This is a genomic window from Streptomyces sp. E2N166 (assembly GCF_003671715.1).
Lineage (GTDB): Bacteria > Actinomycetota > Actinomycetes > Streptomycetales > Streptomycetaceae > Streptomyces > Streptomyces thinghirensis.
Window position 1 is genome coordinate 416,261 of record NZ_RAIF01000025.1, and the last position, 14,989, is coordinate 431,249.

The following is a 14,989-nucleotide window of genomic DNA, read 5'->3' on the forward strand; positions in this document are numbered from 1 at the left end:
GGGCCGAGGGGGGCGACCTCCACGCCACCGTCCTCGGCCTCGGCGAGTGCCCACCGGTCGGCCATGTCGCGAGTGTCGCAGGAGGGACTGACAACGACCCCTCGCCGGACGGGCCTCGGCCCTCTCCCTCTCAGCCCTCTTCCCGCCCGGGCCCCGTCTCCTCGGTCTTCTCGGTCTCCTCGGTCTTCTCGGTGACCTCGATGAACTCCGCCAGCACCTCGGTGACGTACCGCTCGGTGGCCTCCTTGCCGAGTCCGAGCCCGCTGAGTACGCCCTCGCCGTGCTCGTGCTCCAGCAGGGCGAGCAGGATGTGCTCGGTGCCGATGTAGTTGTGGCCGAGGCGCAGGGCCTCGCGGAAGGTGAGTTCGAGGACCTTCTTGGCGGCGGGCCCGTAGGGCACCAGCTCGGGAACCTCCGCGGCGCCGGGCGGGAGGGCCGCGGTCGCCGCCGCGCGGACCGCGTCGAGGGTCACGCCCTGCGCTGCGATCGCCTTGGCGGAGAGGCTCTCGCGTTCGGTGAGCAGGCCGAGGACGAGGTGCTCGGGCACGCCCTCGGCGTTGCCCGCGGTCTTGGCCGCGTTGTGGGCGGCCATCACGACGTTGCGCGCGCGGGGCGTGTAGCGGCTGAAGCCCTGGCTCGCGTCCAGGTCGGCCGACTCCTTGGGCACGAAGCGCTTCTGCGCCGCCTGCCGGGTGACGCCCATGCTCCTGCCGATGTCCGTCCAGGAAGCGCCCGAACGCCGGGCCTGGTCCACGAAGTGGCCGATGAGATGGTCTGCCACCTCGCCGAGGTGCTCGCCGGCGATGACGGCGTCCTGGAGCTGTTCGAGGGGCTCCGGGTGCACCTTCTTGATCGCGGTGATGAGTTCGTCGAGTCGTACGGATGACGTGATGCTCGGGTTCGTCGACATGTGTCAACCGTAGGTTGCGCCCTGGGGGGTGTCAACCGTCAGTTGACACTCGTCTCGCCGGGGCGACGGGGCGCCGGGGCGACGGGGCGCCGGGGCGACGGGTCGACAAGCCGCACGGCTACTTCAGGCGACGCCACCACCAACCGCACCACCAGCCCTGTGAACGCCGTCCCGGAGACGGTGTTCAGCCAGCGGTTCACCCTGGCGCTGCGCCGGAGGAGGTCCGCCGGCCGCCCGGACGGCAACCCGACGAAGCCGTCCCACGGGAAGCCCGTCGCCGCGTAGGGAGTCATGTCCACCATGGGCGCCACGCTCGACTCCGGGCGGCGCGGCCCCGGCCGAATTCCGCGGAGTGGGACGGGCCGGGGGGTCGTGGCACCATCGCCGGGTGAGTACGCCCCGCACCGTCGACCGTGCCTTCGAGACCGCCCTGTACGACGCCGCAGACGACGCCCTCGACACCGCCGCCTCGCTGCTCGCCGCCGACCCGGCCGCGGACGCGGAACTCGCCCGGCGCGGGGAGGAGCTCGTGGCCATGGCCTGGCGGCGCGGATGGCAGCCCGCCGACGTCGTACGGATCGTGCGGCGCGAGCTGGACGACGTCCACGTACGTCTGGTGGCGGCGCTGATCCGGGCCCAGGCGCCGCACGACCGCCCGCGCGGCCCTCGTTGGACCGCCCAGCTCGACGCCGTACCGGATCAGGCGCCGCCCCGCACCGACCGCTTCTCGCAGGCCACCGCCGTACTCGAGCTGTACCGTCTGCTGCTGCGCCTGCCCACGCTGGACCCCCTGGAGCCGGGCGAGCCGGGGGCGGCGGGCGTGCCGGGCGCCCCGGGTGAGGCGTCCCGTCGGGAGAGCCGGCCGGAGTCCCGCACCCTCGCCCGCATCCGCGCACTGCTCGCCAAGGCGGAGGCGACCGGATATCCGGAGGAGGCGGAGGCGCTCAGTGCCAAGGCGCAGGAGCTGATGGCCCGGCACAGCATCGACGAGGCGCTGCTGTCGGCCCACGCGCCCTCGCCCGACGCCCCGGGAGCCTGCCGGATCGGGGTGGAGCCGCCGTACGAGCAGGCCAAGGCGGTGCTGCTGGACGCGGTGGCCGACGCGAACCACTGCCGGGCGGTGTGGAACGAACCCTTCGGCTTCTCCACCGTCGTCGGCTTCGAGGCCGACCTGGAGGCGGTCGAACTCCTCTACACCTCCCTGCTGGTGCAGGCCGAGGCGGCGATGACGAAGGCGGAGGCCGCGCAGCGCGCGGGCGGGCGCAAGCGGACCAAGACCTTCCGTCAGTCGTTCCTCGCCGCCTACGCCCACCGCGCGGGCACCCGGCTCCGGGCGGCGACGGACGCGGCCACCGCCGAGTCCGGCACGACGACGGACGTGGACCTCCTGCCGGTCCTCGCCTCCCGCGAGGTCGCGGTCACGGACCGTCTGGAGCGCATGTTCCCGGAGACGACGACGACCCGGCTGCGCGGCGCCGGCGACGCGGCGGGCTGGACGGAGGGCACCCGCGCGGCGGACGACGCCCGGGTCGACCGCCGACGGCCACTGAGGTAGACGTCCTAGCCCCGGCGGTCAGGAGCCGAGACCGGCCGTCGGCAGTCCGGGCGGCAACGACCCGCCCTCCGACTTGGTGTACGTCTCCTCGCCTGGGCCGCCCTGCCACGTCACCTTGAGGGACGTCCCGTCGACCGACACGACGATGCCGGCCGCCCGGTCGTCGCTGCCGTCGGTGCACTGCAGGCGGATCGTCCGGGTGCCGGAGTCCTCGCCCGCGGTGCCACTGCACACGGTCCCGCCGGTGGCGAAGAGGGCGGCCTTGTCGCCGGTGACCATCAGCGCGACGGCCTGGCCGTCGGTGGTGGCCAGCCAGCTGCCCTCCAGTTCACCCGCGGCGGCGGACGGCGATCCGCCGCCGCCATCCGGGTCCGTACTCGCGGACGCGGACGCGCTGGGCGCGGCCGAGGACTTGTCGCCCCCGCCCGAGCCGCCGTCGTCGGAGCCGCCGCCGTCGGTGCACGCGGTCAGCGTCAGCGCGCCCACCAGCCCGACGGTCACGGCGGTGGCCCGCACGGACCGACGGGCCGCCCGCCCGCGCCGTCCCCGCGCCCCGGTGGCCCTACTAGTCGCGCTCGCCGTGCTCGTCGCGCTCGCCGTGCTCGTCGCGCTCGCCGTGCTCGTCGCGTTCGCCGTGCTCTCCGCAGTCACCAGTGTCACCGGAAGCTCCAAGCTGTAGCCGGACGGCCGGGTCGGCCCCAAGACAGCCGCAAGCTACCAGGACGGCCCACCATGACCACCTAGGGCGACCCGCCCGGGCCGGCCTACCAGGACGACTTGCGAACTCCCGGCAGATGTCCGGCGTGTGCCTGCCCACGCAGGTTCACCCGGGACAGCCCGAAGACGCGGAAGTAGCCGCGTGGGCGCCCGTCGACCTGGTCGCGGTTGCGCACGCGCGTGGGGCTCGCGTCGCGGGGCTGCCGGCGCAGTTCCCGCTGTGCGGCGAGCCGTTCGGCCTCCGTGGAGGACGGCCGGCGGACGATCTCCTTCAACTCGGCCCGGCGCGCGGCGTACCGCGCGACGGTCTCCTGCCGCTGCTCGTTCTTCGCGATCTTGCTCTTCTTCGCCATCGGATCCTCAGCCCCTCGGTCTGCTTAGACCTTCACCCCGCGCGCGCAGATGCGCGCCACGGCCGCCTCGACGCCGATCGCGTCGACCGTCTTGATCGCCTTCGTGCTCAGCCGCAGCCGTACGTGCCGGCTCTCGCTCGGCAGCCAGTAGCGCTTGGTCTGGATGTTGGGGTCGAAGCGGCGGGAGGTCCGCCGGTGGGAGTGGGAGATGCGGTTGCCGAAGCCGGGCTGGGTGCCGGTCAGCATGCAGTGGGCGGACACGGTGACGTACCTCTCCTTCGGACCGGACGGTCCTAGCTGTTAATGGAATTCATTTTCAGTAAGATAGCAGCATGGCACGCAACGAACTCCGTCCGGTCATCAAACTCCGGTCCACCGCCGGGACCGGCTTCACCTACGTCACCCGCAAGAACCGCCGCAACGACCCGGACCGGCTGACCCTGCGCAAGTACGACCCGGTCGCCGGCCGTCACGTCGACTTCCGAGAGGAGCGCTGACCCCGCCATGCGCAAGGGAATCCACCCCGAGTACCGCCCGGTCGTCTTCCGCGACCGGGCCGCGGACTACGCCTTCCTCACCCGCTCGACCATGACCAGCGAGCGCACGATCGAGTGGGAGGACGGCCACACCTACCCGGTCGTCGACGTCGAGATCTCGAACGTCAGCCACCCCTTCTACACCGGCACCGCCCGCGTCCTGGACACGGCCGGCCGCGTGGAGCGCTTCGAGCGGCGGTACGGAAAGCGGGACGGGGCATGAGCGGGCCGGACCACCCGGACCAGTCGGACCGCCCAGACCGCCCGAGCCACCGCGGCCGCCCGGCCCTGCCGGTGGTGATCGTCGGCGGGCTGCACGCCGACGCCCGCAGGGCGGCCGTGGCCCGGCTGCTGGCCGACGTGCCCGGCAGCGTCGTCCTCCACCACGACCTGGCGACGGCCGCCGCGGGCACGGTCGTCCGGACCGTCCGGGACGCCACCGGCGTCCTGTCCGCCGGTGAGGCGGCCCTGGTCAACGACTGCGCCTGCTGCGCCCTGCGCGAGGACCTCGTCCCCGAGCTGGAGCGGCTCGCGGACGCCGGAGGCACTCCGCTGGCGGTCGTCGAGCTGTGGGACTCCGTCGAGCCCAAGGCCATGGCGGAGGTGGTGGCGACCGGCGGCTTCACCGTCACCGGCGTGATCACCGCCGTCGACCCGGCGCTGGTGCTGCCGTACCTCGGCAACGGCGACGACCTCGCCGAGGGCGGCCTCGCCGCCGCGGCCACCGATCAGCGCACCGTCGCCGACACCTTCGCGCGCCAGCTGGAGTACGCCCCCGTCCTCGCCCTCGCCGAGTCCCTCCCCGGCTCCCCGCAGGCCGATGACGAGGACCGCGAGCTGCTGGCCCAACTGCATCCGACGGCTCGCCGGATCCCGATCGGCCACGGCGATGGCTACGGCGGCGGCCGGGCGGGCACCTCCGCCGCGCCCTCGGAGCTGGCGCGGGCCGCCCTCGCCGGCTTCGACGTGGAGGCCGCGGCGGCGGCCCAGCACCCGGCCTGCGCCCTGCTGCCCGCCGAGGCCGACGCGCACGGCGTCGCCACCCTCGTCTGGCACCGGCGCCGCCCCTTCCATCCGGAGCGGCTGTACGCGGCGCTGGAGGACCTGACCTGCGCCGCCGCCCGCAGCCGGGGCCGGTTCTGGCTCGCCGGCAAGGCGGACACGCTGCTGCACTGGGACGCCGCGGGCGGGGCCCTGTGCGTGGAGAGCGCGGGACCGTGGCTCGCGTCGCTGCCCGACGCCGCCTGGGAGCTGGTCCCGCCGGTGCGCCGCGCCGCCGCCGCGCTGGACTGGCACCCCGAGCACGGAGACCGCTGCCAGCACCTGGTCTTCACGTCCCCCGGACTCGACCGCGACGGCCTGGAACGGCTCCTGGAGTCCTGCCTGCTGACCGACGCCGAGTACGCCGCGGGGCAGGCCGCCTGGGAGCGGCTGCCGCCCGCCTTCGACACCCTCCTGGAGGTCTGACCCATGCCGCGCAAGAGCGACCGCAAGCCCGCCGGGAAGCGGCCCAACCCCCTGGATCAGGCGGGAGTGACGTACATCGACTACAAGGACACCGACCTGCTGCGGAAGTTCATCTCCGACCGGGGCAAGATCCGCAGCCGTCGCGTCACCCGCGTGACGTCCCAGCAGCAGCGGCAGCTGGCCAGGGCGATCAAGAACGCGCGCGAGATGGCACTGCTGCCGTACAGCACGCGCTGACCTGCGCGCCCGTACCTCGTCCCGCCGCGTCGCACCGGGGCCCGCTCAGAGGAGCGGGCCCCGGTGTTGTCGCATGTTGTTGAGTGCTCATGGAATCCGGGGGCATACGCGGGAACGACTTCTCGGGAGCGGGCGTCAGAGAGGGCAAGGGCTTTCGGTGTGAGCGGCCCGTGAGGCTGTAACCACGAGAACACCGCGCGTGCACGTGCATTTGCTCATGCATCTGCACGGGAACAGGGTTATGATCCGGATCAGTTGACCACTGCATCAATGGCCACATCAGCCAGTGCACCATCGGGGAGCGACCTGTGGACCACGACGTGTACAACGGCATGGCCGCCACGCAACTGCACGACGTGGCCTGGCAGAAAAGCCGGCACAGCAACTCGCAGGGGTCCTGCGTGGAGTTCGCGCGGTTGCCCGACGGCGGTGTGGCGGTGCGCAACTCCCGCTTCCCCGACGGTCCCGCGCTCGTCTACACGCGCGCCGAGATCGAGGCCATGCTGCTGGGTGTCAAGGACGGCGAGTTCGACCACCTGATCGCGAGCTGACACGCGTGGACGCGGACTGACACGCGTGGACGGCGAACTGACGCGCGTAGAACCGCGGCGCGGGCGGGCGTCGCGGTTCGTCGTCACTCGAAGGCGGGCCGGTCCGTCATGTCGTCGGGCTTGTGGAGCCGGAACAGGGCCCAGACCACCTTGCCGTTGAGCGTCCCGGCGAGCGGGTGCCAGCCCCAGCTGTCGCTGAAGGAGTCGACGAGGAACAGGCCCCGGCCCGACTCCGCCGAGAAGTCGTCCGTCTCGCGGGCCACCGGACTGTCGTGACTGGGGTCGCGCACCGCGCACACCAGGCGCTCGGTCCAGCGCATCAGATGCAGCCGGACGGGGCCGTTCTGCTCCCCGTGCCGAGGGGTGTCGGCCGGCAGCGCGTGGCGCAGGGCGTTGGTGACGAGTTCGGAGACCACCAGGCAGACGTCGTCGAAACGGTCGCCCGTGTCCCAGCCGTCGAGCGTTCTGCGGGTGAATCTCCGGGCCTCGCGCACCGCTTCGTAACGCGGCGGCAGGGCGCAGGAGGCGGCGTTGGACACGGCCGCGGGGTCGAGTGGCGGAAGGCCCTGCCGTAACGGCTCGAGCATGGTCGATCCATTCGTCCCCATGCGAGGCACTCCCGGGAATTCGCGGTCGTAGCGATGCGGCGCGGTGGTGCGGGACCATGGTTTCGGATGCGTACCGCAGATGCAAGGGCAGATGCACGTGCACGTGACCGAATTGGACCTGCCCGTACCGCTTGTTGGTCAATTTTTCCGTCATCTTCGCCCCCTCTTCATCTCGAGAGGCGGCCACTTCCTGGCCGCTCCGTGCATGATCCCGAGCGTTTCCTTTGGCTCGATTCCGTTTCCGTAACCGGACGAGTACTGCTCGGAGTGTTTTAGTGGCAGACTTCGGCCCCTGAAGACGGTTGGGGAGGCTGGCGAACGTGAGCGCGGGAGAGCCCGGATCGGTGGTGCGGCGCATGCTGCTCGGATCACAACTCAGGCGACTGCGTGAGACGCGGGGGATCACGCGAGAGGCGGCGGGCTACTCGATCCGCGCCTCGGAGTCGAAGATCAGCCGGATGGAGCTGGGCCGGGTGAGCTTCAAGACGAGGGACGTCGAGGATCTGCTGACGCTGTACGGCATCACGGACGAGCAGGAGCGCGCCTCCCTGCTGTCCCTGGCCAAGGAGGCCAATGTCGCCGGCTGGTGGCACAGCTACTCCGACGTACTGCCCAGCTGGTTCCCCACCTACGTGGGACTGGAGGGCGCCGCCTCGCTGATCCGGGTCTACGAGGTCCAGTTCGTGCACGGCCTGCTGCAGACCGAGGAGTACGCCCGCGCGGTCGTCCGGCGCGGCATGAAGGGCGCCGGCGAGGCGGACGTCGAGCGGCGGGTGGCGCTGCGCCTGGAGCGGCAGAAGCACCTCGTCGCCGAGAACGCTCCCGAGTTCCACATCGTGCTCGACGAGGCCGCGCTGCGCCGCCCGTACGGCGACCGCGAGGTGATGCGCGGGCAGCTCCAGCACCTCATCGAGATGTCCGAACACCCCAATGTGCGGTTGCAGATCATGCCGTTCGGCTTCGGCGGGCACTCCGGCGAGAGTGGCGCGTTCACGATCCTCAGCTTCCCCGAGTCCGACCTGTCGGACGTCGTCTACCTGGAGCAGCTGACGAGCGCGCTGTACCTCGACAAGCAAGAGGACGTCACCCAGTACGAGACGGCGCTGAAGGAACTCCAGCAGGACAGCCCGGGGCCGGACGAGAGCCGGGACCTTCTGCGAGGTCTTCTCCAACTCTCCTGATACATAAGTACGATGACGCTCAATCAGGCGGCTCGCTCGCGGCGGCTGCGGCAGCTAAGGGGATTGAGGGATCACATGTCGTCGTACTTCACCGACCTCGCCCAGCAGTACATCGACGGCGAGTGGCGCCCGGGCACCGGTTCCTGGGACATCATCGACTTCAACCCGTACGACAACGAGAAGCTGGCCTCGGTCACGATAGCCACGGTCGACGAGGTCGACGCCGCGTACCGGGCGGCCGAGCGCGCGCAGAAGCAGTGGGCGGCGACGAACCCGTACGCACGCCGCGCGGTGTTCGAGAAGGTGCTGCGCCTCGTGGAGGACCGCGAGGCGGAGATCAGCGAGGCGATCATCGCCGAGCTGGGCGGCACCCGCCTGAAGGCCGCCTTCGAGCTGCACCTCGCCAAGGAGTTCCTGCGCGAGGCGGTCCACCTGTCGCTGGCGCCCGAGGGCCGGATCATCCCCTCGCCGGTCGACGGCAAGGAGAACCGCGTCTACCGGGTGCCGGTCGGTGTCGTGGGCGTCATCAGCCCCTTCAACTTCCCCTTCCTCCTCTCCCTGAAGTCGGTCGCCCCGGCCCTCGCCCTCGGCAACGGTGTCGTCCTCAAGCCGCACCAGAACACGCCGGTCGTCGGCGGCACCCTGATCGCGAAGCTCTTCGAGGACGCCGGCCTGCCCGGCGGCCTGCTGAACGTGGTCGTCACCGACATCGCGGAGATCGGCGACGCCTTCCTGGAGCACCCGGTCCCCAAGGTGATCTCCTTCACCGGCTCCGACAAGGTCGGCCGCCACGTGGCCACCGTCTGCGCCGCCAACTTCAAGCGCTCGGTCCTCGAACTCGGCGGCAACAGCGCCCTGGTGGTCCTCGACGACGCCGACGTCGACTACGCGGTCGACGCCGCGGTCTTCAGCCGCTTCGTCCACCAGGGCCAGGTCTGCATGGCCGCCAACCGCGTCCTGGTCGACCGCTCGGTGGCCGACGAGTTCACCGGGAAGTTCGTCGCCAAGGTCAAGTCCCTCAAGGCCGGCGACCCGCGCGACCCGTCGACCGTCATCGGCCCGGTGATCAACTCCTCGCAGGCGGACGCCCTCTCGGGCGTCGTCGAGCAGGCGCTTGCCGAGGGCGCCACCGCCCTGGTGCGCGGCACCACCACGGACAACCTCGTCGAGCCGTCCGTCCTGACCGGCCTGCCCGCCGACTCCGCGCTGCTCCAGCAGGAGGTCTTCGGCCCGGTCGCCTTCCTCGTCCCGTTCGACGGCGAGGAGGAGGCCGTACGCCTCGTCAACGACACCCCGTACGGCCTGAGCGGCGCCGTGCACACCGGGGACGTCGAGCGTGGCGTCAACTTCGCCAAGCAGATCGACACCGGCATGTTCCACGTGAACGACGGGACCGTGCACGACGAGCCGATCGTGCCCTTCGGTGGCGAGAAGCACTCCGGCATCGGCCGCCTCAACGGCGACACCATGCTGGACGCCTTCACCACCCAGAAGTGGATCTCGGTACAGCACGGCCGGAGCGGGTTCCCGTTCTGAGCGCCCCAGGGCCGCCGGCGACATGAGCGGCCCGGCGTGAGCGCACCGCCTTGACATGGGCCGGACCGCGTGCCCGGTCCGGCCCTCGTGCCGCCTAACCTGGACCCATGTCAGTGATCCGTCTCCTGGTGCTCGGCGCGGTCCGCCAGCACGGGCGGGCCCATGGCTACCAGGTGCGCAACGACCTGGAGTACTGGGGCGCGCACGAGTGGTCCAACGCCAAGCCCGGCTCGATCTACCACGCGCTGAAGCAGATGGCCAAGCAGGGCCTGCTGCACGCGCACGAGATCGCCCCGTCGACCGCCGGCGGGCCGCCGCGCACCGAGTACGAGATCACGGAGAAGGGGACCGAGGAGTTCTTCGGTCTCCTGCGCGCGTCCCTGACCGCCTACGACCAGAAGCCGGACGTGCTCTCCGCCGGGCTCGGCCTGATGGTCGACCTCGAACGCGACGAGGTGCTGGCGCTGCTGGAGGAGCGGGTCCGGGCCATCCGGGAGTGGCGCAAGTCCGTCACCGAGTACTACACGCCCGAGGAGGGCCCCGGGCAGCTCGGGCACATCGGCGAGATCATGAACCTCTGGGTGCACTCCGCCGACACCGGCGCCGAGTGGACCCGCGCGCTCATCGAGCGCATCCGCGGCGGCGCGTACACGTTCGCCGGGGAGGGCGAGCCGTTCGTCGGCGTACTCGGTGAGGGCGAGGAGAACCCGTTCGCGGCGGGGGAGCGGCATCCGGGAGATCTCGACTAATCAAGTTTGACTAAGCCGGGCGGCGGGCATAGGCTCCCGAGCTAATAGTCAAGTTTGACTACTCTCGAGGAGTGGTAGTGACCGACGCGGCGATCACCGTCGAAGGGGTACGCAAGAAATACGGCAGCAAGGACGCGCTGGACGGACTCGACCTCACGGTCACGCGCGGCACGGTCCACGGCGTACTGGGCCCGAACGGCGCGGGCAAGACGACGCTGGTCCGGATCCTGTCCACCCTCCTGCGTCCCGACGCGGGCCGGGTCGAGGTGGCCGGGCACGACGTCCTCACCCAGGCGTACGCCGTACGGCTGCGCATCGGCCTGCTCGGCCAGCACGCGGCGCTCGACGAGGAACTCGGCGGCCGGCAGAACCTGGAGATGTTCGGCCGCCTCCACCACCTGGGCGCCCGGCGGGCACGCGCGCGTGCCGACGAACTGCTCGCCCGCTTCGACCTCACCGACACCGGGCGCAAGCCGGTCGGTGCCTACAGCGGCGGTATGCGGCGCCGCCTGGACCTCGCCGCGTCCCTGATCACCGAACCGGAGGTGCTCTTCCTGGACGAGCCGACCACCGGCCTCGACCCGCGCGGCCGCGCCGAGGTGTGGGACTCGGTCCGCTCCCTGGTCGACGGCGGTACGACGGTCCTGCTCACCACCCAGTACCTGGAGGAGGCGGACCAGCTCGCCGACCGCATCTCGGTCGTCGACGCCGGCCGGGTCGTCGCCGACGGCACCGCGGACGAACTGAAGGCCGCCACCGGCGGCGACCGCGTCGACGTCGTCCTGCGCGACGCCGGACAACTGACCACCGCGGCGGCCCTGCTGCCCCTCACCGGCGTCCGCGTCGACCCCGACCGCCGACTGCTCAGCGCACCGGTCACCGACCGCATGGCGGCGCTCTCCGGCGTCGTACGGGCGCTGGAGGTGGCCGGTCTGGAGGCGGAGGACGTGGCCTTGCGCCGCCCGACCCTGGACGAGGTGTTCCTGCACCTCACCGACCGCACAAAGGAGGCCGTGTGAGCACGAGCACCGTCATGAACACCGTCACGAACCCCGCGACGTACGCCCTGACCGACTCCTGGACCATGACTCGCCGTGAGCTGGCCCGCTGGGCGCGGCAGCCGGTCGCGGTGGTCGTCAATCTGGTCTTCCCGGTGATGCTGCTGCTGATGTTCGGCTACCTGGTCGGCGGCGGCCGGGGCGTCAGCGGCGCCTACCTCGACTACCTCGTCCCCGGCATGCTGGCCCTCACCATGGCCTTCGGCCTGGAGGGCACGATGGTCGCCGTCACCCGGGATCTCGAGAAGGGCGTCGTAGACCGCTTCCGTTCCCTGCCGATGGCCAACAGTGCGGTGCTGGTGGGCCGTTCGGCCGCCGACATGATCCAGTCGGCGCTCGGCCTCACGGTGCTGATCGCCGTCGGATACGCGCTCGGCTGGCGGGCGCAGGGCGGCGCCGGCGCCTTCCTGGGAGCGGTGGGCCTGCTGCTGCTCTTCCGGTTCGCGATGCTGTGGATCGGCATCTTCCTGGCGCTGGTGGCCGGGAAGCCGGAGCTGGTGCAGGCGGTGCAGATCCTGGTCTGGCCGGTCGGCTTCCTCTCCAACGCCTTCGCCACGCCGGAGGCCATGCCGGGCTGGCTCGGCACGGTCGTCCAGTGGAACCCGCTGTCCCAGACCGCCACGGCCGTACGCGACCTGTTCGGCGGCCCCGGCGGCGAACCCGGCCACGTCTGGGCGGCCGTCGCCTGGCCGCTGGCCCTGCTCGCGTTGTTCTTCCCGCTGGCGGTACGCAGGTTCGGGCGCCTCAGCCGTTGACCCTAGTGGTGGAAACCGGTCGCCGCGCCCTTGTCACCGGTCAGCGGGCGCGGCTGCCGGCGCAGCGAGGGCAGCAGCCGCTCCAGGTCCTCCGCCAGCAGGTCGGCCATGTCGGCCGAGAAGCCGTTGCGGCACACCACGCGCAGCACGGACAGGTCCTCGCGGTGCGGCGGGAAGGTGTACGCGGGCACCAGCCAGCCGCCCTCCCGCAGCCGCCGGGAGACGTCGAACACGTCGTACGCCGTCACGTCGTCGGCCGTCGTGAAGGCGAACACCGGCAGCTGGTCGCCGCGCGTGAGCAGCCGGAAGTCGCCGAGCGCCGCCACCCGGCCGGCGAGCCCCCGCGCGATGTCCCGCGAGGCCTGCTGCACCGCCCGGTAGCCTTCGCGGCCCAGCCGCAGGAAGGTGTAGTACTGCGCGACCACCTGCGCGCCCGGCCGGGAGAAGTTCAGCGCGAAGGTCGGCATGTCGCCGCCCAGGTAGTTGACCCGGAAGACCAGCTCCTCGGGCAGCGCCTCCGCGTCCCGCCACAGCGCCCAGCCGACGCCGGGGTAGACGAGGCCGTACTTGTGCCCCGAGGTGTTGACCGAGGCGACCCTCGGCAGCCGGAAGTCCCACACCAGGTCCTCGTCGAGGAAGGGCGCGACCATGGCACCGGAGGCCCCGTCGACATGGACCGGGACGTCGAGTCCGGTGCGTTCCTGGAGGGCGTCCAGGGCCGCGCACAGGTCGGCGACCGGCTCGTAGGACCCGTCGAAGGTGGAGCCGAGGATGCCGACGACCCCGATGGTGTTCTCGTCGCACAGCTCGGCGGCGGCCTGCGGATCGAGATGGAAACGGTCGCCCTCCATCGGCACCTGCCGGGCCTCGACCTCCCAGAAGTTGCAGAACTTCTCCCAGCAGACCTGCACGTTCACGCCCATGACGAGGTTGGGCCGCACGTCCCTCGCCGGATACCGGCCGGCGTTGCGCAGTGCCCACCGCCGCTTCAGCGCCATCCCGGCCAGCATGCACGCCTCGCTCGATCCGGTCGTCGAACAGCCCACCACCGCCGACGGGTCGGGCGCGTGCCACAGGTCGGCGAGCATCGCCACACAGCGCCGCTCCAGCTCGGCGGTGCGGGGATACTCGTCCTTGTCGATCATGTTCTTGTCCCGGCACTCGCTCATCAGCACCCCGGCCTGCGGCTCCATCCAGGTGGTGACGAAGGTGGCCAGGTTCAGCCGCGCGTTGCCGTCCAGCATCAGCTCGTCGTGGACCAGCCGGTACGCCGTCTCCGGGGGCAGCGGGGAGTCGGGGAGCCGGTGGGTCGGCGGCGCCTCCGTCATGCCGCCGAGGGGGTTCGTCGCCCCGTGGAACGGGTTGACGGCGAGTCGGCGCCGGTCACGGTCGTCGTCGTGGGACGCGTGGGGGCCCTGGTGCAGTGGCATGGAAACGACGGTAGGTCCGTGGCCCGGACCCCGCACTCGGGCTTGCACCTCACGTCACGTGAGGCGGCAGCGTGGAGGGCGTCAGAGGAAGGAGCGGAAGTGAGCTACTCCGTAGGACAGGTCGCCGGCTTCGCCGGAGTGACGGTGCGCACCCTGCACCACTACGACGACATCGGGCTGCTCGTACCCAGCGAGCGCAGCCACGCGGGCCACCGGCGCTACAACGACGCCGACCTCGACCGGCTGCAGCAGGTCCTGTTCTACCGGGAGCTGGGCTTCCCGCTCGACGAGGTCGCCGCCCTGCTCGACGACCCGGCCGCGGACCCGCGCGCGCACCTGCGCCGCCAGCACGAGTTGCTGACCGCCCGGATCGAGAAGCTGGAGAAGATGGCGGTGGCCGTGGAGCAGGCCATGGAGGCACGCAGCATGGGCATCAACCTCACGCCCGAGGAGAAGTTCGAGGTCTTCGGCGACTTCGACCCCGACGAGTACCAGGAGGAGGTCCAGGAACGCTGGGGCGACACCGACGCCTACCGCCAGTCGCAGCAGAAGACCGCCTCGTACACCAAGGAGGACTGGCAGCGCATCCAGGACGAGGCCGACGAGCTCACCCGGCGCTTCGTCGCCCTGATGGACGCCGGTGAGCCCGCCGACTCCGAGGCGGCCATGGACGCCGCCGAGGACCACCGGCAGGGGATCGCCCGCAACCACTACGACTGCGGGCACGAGATGCACACCTGCCTGGGCGAGATGTACGTATCGGACGAACGTTTCACGCGAAACATCGACGCCGCCAAGCCGGGCCTCGCCGCCTACATGCGCGACGCGATCCTCGCCAACGCCGTCCGGCACACCCCCTGAGCGGTGGTCGTGGCCCGGGTCTCACTCCCGGGCCACGACCACCGCCGTCCCGTACGCGCACACCTCGGTGCCCACGTCCGCGGCCGCCGTCACGTCGAAGCGGAACGCCAGCACCGCGTTGGCGCCACGCGCGCGTGCCTGCTCGACCAGGCGCTCCATCGCCTCGTTGCGGGTCTCGACCAGCGTCTTGGTGAGCCCGCGCAGCTCACCGCCGACCATCGACTTCAGCCCGGCACCGATCTGGCTCCCCAGGTGCCGGGAGCGCACGGTCAGTCCGAAGACCTCCCCGAGCACCTCCTGCACGCGATGGCCCGGCAGGTCGTTCGTGGTCACGACGAGCACCTCGGGCCCGGGGCCCTGTCCGCCGCCGTATTCTTCAATACCCATGGTTCTCAGGCTTCCCCGGGGAACGTCACAGTGCACCCCCAGGACTCCCGTGGAACCTGGAACGCCACGGCTGCGTTATACGTTTGGGCAGCCAGGTC

Annotated in this window: 21 protein-coding genes; 13 read left to right on the forward strand and 8 right to left on the reverse strand. The window is 71.4% G+C overall.

Annotated elements, in window-relative coordinates:
* Window positions 1-130: 130 nt before the first annotated feature.
* Window positions 131-910, reverse strand: coding sequence for a Clp protease N-terminal domain-containing protein (locus EBH09_RS19950; RefSeq protein WP_121748327.1), 780 nt, complete (start codon window positions 908-910; stop codon window positions 131-133).
* 38 nt (window positions 911-948) lie between these two features.
* Entirely contained in the window at window positions 949-1,212 is a 264-nt protein-coding gene (locus EBH09_RS39090) for a hypothetical protein (RefSeq protein WP_238697373.1), read from the reverse strand.
* Window positions 1,213-1,298: 86 nt separating this feature from the next.
* Here EBH09_RS39090 and EBH09_RS19960 point away from each other — a divergent pair, with 86 nt between their 5' ends.
* Window positions 1,299-2,465: a DUF2786 domain-containing protein gene (locus EBH09_RS19960; RefSeq protein WP_121748328.1), complete on the forward strand. Its 1,167-nt coding sequence runs from the start codon at window positions 1,299-1,301 to the stop codon at window positions 2,463-2,465.
* Between the two features lie 18 nt (window positions 2,466-2,483).
* Here the strand turns inward: EBH09_RS19960 and EBH09_RS19965 are convergent, their stop codons facing one another.
* The gene (locus EBH09_RS19965) at window positions 2,484-2,981 is read right to left on the reverse strand and encodes a hypothetical protein (protein ID WP_193776416.1); all 498 of its coding nucleotides are present in this window, start codon (window positions 2,979-2,981) and stop codon (window positions 2,484-2,486) included.
* On the opposite strand from EBH09_RS19965, the gene EBH09_RS37915 reads away from it, so the two are divergent.
* Window positions 2,971-3,144 (forward strand): hypothetical protein, encoded by a 174-nt coding sequence (locus EBH09_RS37915; protein ID WP_193776417.1) that lies wholly within the window; start codon window positions 2,971-2,973, stop codon window positions 3,142-3,144. The genes EBH09_RS19965 and EBH09_RS37915 overlap by 11 nt on opposite strands.
* Window positions 3,145-3,229: 85 nt before the next feature.
* On the opposite strand, the gene rpsN is transcribed toward EBH09_RS37915, so the two are convergent.
* Window positions 3,230-3,535 carry a 30S ribosomal protein S14 gene (gene rpsN / locus EBH09_RS19970; RefSeq protein ID WP_121748330.1) on the reverse strand — a complete coding sequence of 102 codons (306 nt, stop codon included), beginning with the start codon at window positions 3,533-3,535 and terminating at the stop codon, window positions 3,230-3,232.
* 24 nt (window positions 3,536-3,559) lie between these two features.
* The gene (gene rpmB / locus EBH09_RS19975) at window positions 3,560-3,796 is read right to left on the reverse strand and encodes a 50S ribosomal protein L28 (protein WP_121748331.1); all 237 of its coding nucleotides are present in this window, start codon (window positions 3,794-3,796) and stop codon (window positions 3,560-3,562) included.
* A 71-nt stretch (window positions 3,797-3,867) separates the two neighbouring features.
* Here rpmB and rpmG point away from each other — a divergent pair, with 71 nt between their 5' ends.
* From rpmG to EBH09_RS20000, 5 genes are all read left to right on the forward strand, one after another.
* Complete coding sequence (gene rpmG, locus EBH09_RS19980; RefSeq protein WP_044382365.1) at window positions 3,868-4,032, forward strand: 50S ribosomal protein L33; 165 nt, start codon at window positions 3,868-3,870, stop codon at window positions 4,030-4,032.
* Window positions 4,033-4,039: 7 nt separating this feature from the next.
* Window positions 4,040-4,294 (forward strand): type B 50S ribosomal protein L31, encoded by a 255-nt coding sequence (locus EBH09_RS19985; RefSeq protein ID WP_055418647.1) that lies wholly within the window; start codon window positions 4,040-4,042, stop codon window positions 4,292-4,294.
* 74 nt (window positions 4,295-4,368) lie between these two features.
* A complete protein-coding gene (locus EBH09_RS19990) occupies window positions 4,369-5,538 on the forward strand; it encodes a GTP-binding protein (RefSeq protein ID WP_238697379.1) in 1,170 nt (389 codons plus the stop codon).
* A gap of 3 nt (window positions 5,539-5,541) precedes the next feature.
* Window positions 5,542-5,775 carry a 30S ribosomal protein S18 gene (gene rpsR, locus EBH09_RS19995; RefSeq protein WP_121748332.1) on the forward strand — a complete coding sequence of 78 codons (234 nt, stop codon included), beginning with the start codon at window positions 5,542-5,544 and terminating at the stop codon, window positions 5,773-5,775.
* Window positions 5,776-6,083: 308 nt separating this feature from the next.
* Window positions 6,084-6,326: a DUF397 domain-containing protein gene (locus EBH09_RS20000; RefSeq protein WP_121748333.1), complete on the forward strand. Its 243-nt coding sequence runs from the start codon at window positions 6,084-6,086 to the stop codon at window positions 6,324-6,326.
* A gap of 83 nt (window positions 6,327-6,409) precedes the next feature.
* Here EBH09_RS20000 and EBH09_RS20005 read toward each other — a convergent pair whose 3' ends face one another.
* Window positions 6,410-6,913, reverse strand: coding sequence for an ATP-binding protein (locus EBH09_RS20005; RefSeq protein ID WP_121748334.1), 504 nt, complete (start codon window positions 6,911-6,913; stop codon window positions 6,410-6,412).
* 377 nt (window positions 6,914-7,290) lie between these two features.
* On the opposite strand from EBH09_RS20005, the gene EBH09_RS20015 reads away from it, so the two are divergent.
* From EBH09_RS20015 to EBH09_RS20035, 5 genes are all read left to right on the forward strand, one after another.
* A complete protein-coding gene (locus EBH09_RS20015; protein ID WP_121748442.1) occupies window positions 7,291-8,115 on the forward strand; it encodes a helix-turn-helix transcriptional regulator in 825 nt (274 codons plus the stop codon).
* A gap of 75 nt (window positions 8,116-8,190) precedes the next feature.
* On the forward strand, window positions 8,191-9,651 hold the full coding sequence (locus EBH09_RS20020) for an aldehyde dehydrogenase family protein (protein ID WP_121748336.1): 1,461 nt from the start codon (window positions 8,191-8,193) through the stop codon (window positions 9,649-9,651).
* 107 nt (window positions 9,652-9,758) lie between these two features.
* A complete protein-coding gene (locus EBH09_RS20025; protein ID WP_121748337.1) occupies window positions 9,759-10,400 on the forward strand; it encodes a PadR family transcriptional regulator in 642 nt (213 codons plus the stop codon).
* A gap of 77 nt (window positions 10,401-10,477) precedes the next feature.
* Window positions 10,478-11,419, forward strand: coding sequence for an ATP-binding cassette domain-containing protein (locus tag EBH09_RS20030; protein ID WP_274595142.1), 942 nt, complete (start codon window positions 10,478-10,480; stop codon window positions 11,417-11,419).
* Window positions 11,420-11,433: 14 nt separating this feature from the next.
* The gene (locus tag EBH09_RS20035) at window positions 11,434-12,213 is read left to right on the forward strand and encodes an ABC transporter permease (protein ID WP_121748443.1); all 780 of its coding nucleotides are present in this window, start codon (window positions 11,434-11,436) and stop codon (window positions 12,211-12,213) included.
* Window positions 12,214-12,215: 2 nt separating this feature from the next.
* On the opposite strand, the gene EBH09_RS20040 is transcribed toward EBH09_RS20035, so the two are convergent.
* On the reverse strand, window positions 12,216-13,643 hold the full coding sequence (locus EBH09_RS20040) for a glutamate decarboxylase (RefSeq protein WP_121748339.1): 1,428 nt from the start codon (window positions 13,641-13,643) through the stop codon (window positions 12,216-12,218).
* A gap of 99 nt (window positions 13,644-13,742) precedes the next feature.
* Here EBH09_RS20040 and EBH09_RS20045 point away from each other — a divergent pair, with 99 nt between their 5' ends.
* On the forward strand, window positions 13,743-14,504 hold the full coding sequence (locus EBH09_RS20045) for a MerR family transcriptional regulator (protein ID WP_121748340.1): 762 nt from the start codon (window positions 13,743-13,745) through the stop codon (window positions 14,502-14,504).
* A 21-nt stretch (window positions 14,505-14,525) separates the two neighbouring features.
* Here EBH09_RS20045 and EBH09_RS20050 read toward each other — a convergent pair whose 3' ends face one another.
* Window positions 14,526-14,891: a YbjQ family protein gene (locus EBH09_RS20050; RefSeq protein ID WP_073726677.1), complete on the reverse strand. Its 366-nt coding sequence runs from the start codon at window positions 14,889-14,891 to the stop codon at window positions 14,526-14,528.
* Between the last annotated feature and the right edge of the window lie 98 nt (window positions 14,892-14,989).

Coding starts and splice junctions, on each gene's coding strand:
- rpsR (WP_121748332.1), top strand. CDS start 5,542: ATGCCGCGCAAGAGCGACCGCAAGCCCGCCGGGAAGCGGCCCAACCCC.
- EBH09_RS20015 (WP_121748442.1), top strand. CDS start 7,291: ATGCTGCTCGGATCACAACTCAGGCGACTGCGTGAGACGCGGGGGATC.
- EBH09_RS39090 (WP_238697373.1), bottom strand. CDS start 1,212: ATGGTGGACATGACTCCCTACGCGGCGACGGGCTTCCCGTGGGACGGC.
- EBH09_RS20035 (WP_121748443.1), top strand. CDS start 11,434: ATGAACACCGTCACGAACCCCGCGACGTACGCCCTGACCGACTCCTGG.
- rpsN (WP_121748330.1), bottom strand. CDS start 3,535: ATGGCGAAGAAGAGCAAGATCGCGAAGAACGAGCAGCGGCAGGAGACC.
- EBH09_RS20050 (WP_073726677.1), bottom strand. CDS start 14,891: ATGGGTATTGAAGAATACGGCGGCGGACAGGGCCCCGGGCCCGAGGTG.
- EBH09_RS20025 (WP_121748337.1), top strand. CDS start 9,759: ATGTCAGTGATCCGTCTCCTGGTGCTCGGCGCGGTCCGCCAGCACGGG.
- EBH09_RS20020 (WP_121748336.1), top strand. CDS start 8,191: ATGTCGTCGTACTTCACCGACCTCGCCCAGCAGTACATCGACGGCGAG.
- rpmG (WP_044382365.1), top strand. CDS start 3,868: ATGGCACGCAACGAACTCCGTCCGGTCATCAAACTCCGGTCCACCGCC.
- EBH09_RS20005 (WP_121748334.1), bottom strand. CDS start 6,913: ATGCTCGAGCCGTTACGGCAGGGCCTTCCGCCACTCGACCCCGCGGCC.
- EBH09_RS20040 (WP_121748339.1), bottom strand. CDS start 13,643: ATGCCACTGCACCAGGGCCCCCACGCGTCCCACGACGACGACCGTGAC.
- EBH09_RS19985 (WP_055418647.1), top strand. CDS start 4,040: ATGCGCAAGGGAATCCACCCCGAGTACCGCCCGGTCGTCTTCCGCGAC.
- EBH09_RS19950 (WP_121748327.1), bottom strand. CDS start 910: ATGTCGACGAACCCGAGCATCACGTCATCCGTACGACTCGACGAACTC.